Genomic DNA, 2,237 nt, shown 5'->3' on the forward strand with positions numbered 1-2,237 from the left:
CTCTAGGATTGTTAATTGTTCTTGATTAGTAGAAACTAGCTTGCTTACCGATTCAGCTTTTATTATGGATGTATGCATGACGCGACTGATTTCCTTATTATTTATATTCTTTTTTTCCGCTGGTAGCTTCGCCCAAAACCCAACATTATTGGTGCTCGGTGACAGTTTGAGCGCTGGCTATAATATGGACATAAAGCAAAGTTGGCCGACTCTTCTTCCAAATTCACTTCAGCAGCACGGTAAAAACTATAAAGTCATTAACGGCAGTATTTCAGGTGACACCACAGGCAATGGCCTAGCTCGGCTGCCCCAACTTTTAGAAGAGCACTCGCCTAATGTTGTTTTAATTGAACTAGGGGCTAACGATGGGTTACGCGGATTTCCGCCAAACCTTATTTCAAACAACTTACAGCAAATCATTCAGCAAGTTGAGTCATCAGGCGCAAATGCTGTACTTATGCAAATACGTATACCGCCAAATTACGGTAAGCGCTACAACCAGATGTTCGAAAGTGTATTCACATCAACTGCTGATAGTACGAATACACCTATTATTCCCTTTTTCCTAGAACACATCATTCTGAAAGAAGAATGGATGATGGCCGATGGACTTCACCCGAAGCCAGAAGCACAGCCTTGGATTGCTGATTTCGTTGCTGAAAAATTATATCAGTATCTTTAAGTTTTACGTGTCTAGCTCAATAAAGTTTACATAGTTTTACGTTAACCTAAATGCATATCACCCGTTTTATGTAAGGTTATTTATGCTAATTGAACCAGTAATTAAAGGGGTTGTTGCAAAGAACGCACACCCTGTTGGCTGTCATGAAGCCGTAAAGCAACAAATCCAATACGTAAAAAATGCCCCACAAATCCAACAAGGTCCTAAGCGTGTTCTTATATTAGGAGCTTCGTCTGGTTTTGGATTAGCTGCAAGGATTGCACTCACATTTGGTGGTGCTAAGGCTGATACAATCGGTGTTTCTTTCGAGCGTGAACCCAATGAAAAATCTTATGGTAGCGCTGGTTGGTACAACAACATTTTCTTCAAAAAAGAAGCCGATAAAGAACAAAGACTTGCTATCAATATCGTTGGAGATGCATTTTCCAACGACATTCGTGATCAGGTCATTGAAGCAATAGAAACATACTTCGAAGGTGAAGTTGACCTTGTGATATACAGTTTAGCCGCAGGCATACGCCCTAAAGATGAAACTGGTGAATTTTGGCGTTCAGCGATAAAACCGATTGGCGACTCCGTAACCGGCGCTTCTATTATGCTAGAAGATGACTCATGGCGTGAAACCACAGTGCCACCCGCAACACTTGAAGAAGAGCAAGCCACGCTTAAAGTCATGGGCGGAGAAGATTGGGAAAGCTGGATAGACGCTCTCATTAATTCTGAATCTATTGCAGACGGTTGTAAGACGATCGCATTTTCTTATGTGGGACCAGAAATTACGCACCCTATTTATTTAGACGGCACGCTTGGACGAGCTAAAATCGACCTCCACCAAACCAGTCATTCTTTAAATCTCAAGCTTGCTAACTTCAATGGCAATGCTTACGCCACCGTATGTAAAGCATTAGTAACTAAAGCGAGCGTGTTTATACCTGCTCTTTCACCTTATATGCTTGCTCTGTATAAAATAATGAAACAAAAAGGGACTCACGAGACTTGTGTTGAGCAAATGCAACGCCTCTTTAGTACCAAATTGTACGGACAAAAACTAATACCTTTGGATGGTGAGCGCCTTCTTCGTATGGATGATTGGGAGCTAGATCCAGAGACTCAACATCACGTTTCCGAACTGCTCGAAGTTATGAATAAAGATAACTTTACAACCATTGGAGATTACCAAGGGTTCAAACAAGAGTTCATGCAACTGAATGGATTCGGATTAACGAATGTCGATTATCATCGAGACATCGATATTGATAATTTTATAAAGTTAACCCCTTGAAGAAACAAGAGTCTCAGTTATGAGATCCCCATCAAACTCTATAAGCCTTAGTTAAATTACTAAGGCTTTTTTTTTATCGCTTTCATATACTAAAATTATTAACGGAACAACGTCGTCATTACATCTTGCGTACATATATCACAGGACGTGTTTTCAACTACGCGAAGGAATAAGAGCTAACATGACAAAATTTAATACTATCGACTTAGATATTCCTGAGGACATGGAGGAAGGTTGGCAAAACATTGTCGATCTTCTGGCACAGCTTACAAA

General features: G+C 40.5%; 2 protein-coding genes and 1 pseudogene. 2 read left to right on the top strand and 1 reads right to left on the bottom strand.

The features are described 5' to 3' along the window. Window positions 1-78: pseudogene (locus tag L4C33_RS21725) on the bottom strand (ABC transporter); the annotation flags it as partial. Here L4C33_RS21725 and L4C33_RS21730 point away from each other — a divergent pair. After that, window positions 77-682, top strand: coding sequence for an arylesterase (locus L4C33_RS21730; RefSeq protein WP_428814465.1), 606 nt, complete (start codon window positions 77-79; stop codon window positions 680-682). The pseudogene L4C33_RS21725 and the gene L4C33_RS21730 sit on opposite strands and share 2 nt — an antisense overlap. A gap of 82 nt (window positions 683-764) precedes the next feature. Continuing rightward, on the top strand, window positions 765-1,964 hold the full coding sequence (fabV, locus tag L4C33_RS21735; RefSeq protein ID WP_428814466.1) for an enoyl-ACP reductase FabV: 1,200 nt from the start codon (window positions 765-767) through the stop codon (window positions 1,962-1,964). The last annotated feature ends 273 nt before the right edge of the window (window positions 1,965-2,237 follow it).

Origin of the sequence: Vibrio makurazakiensis, assembly GCF_050337375.1 — a bacterium.
GTDB lineage: Bacteria > Pseudomonadota > Gammaproteobacteria > Enterobacterales > Vibrionaceae > Vibrio > Vibrio makurazakiensis.

Coding starts and splice junctions, on each gene's coding strand:
- L4C33_RS21730 (WP_428814465.1), top strand. CDS start 77: ATGACGCGACTGATTTCCTTATTATTTATATTCTTTTTTTCCGCTGGT.
- fabV (WP_428814466.1), top strand. CDS start 765: ATGCTAATTGAACCAGTAATTAAAGGGGTTGTTGCAAAGAACGCACAC.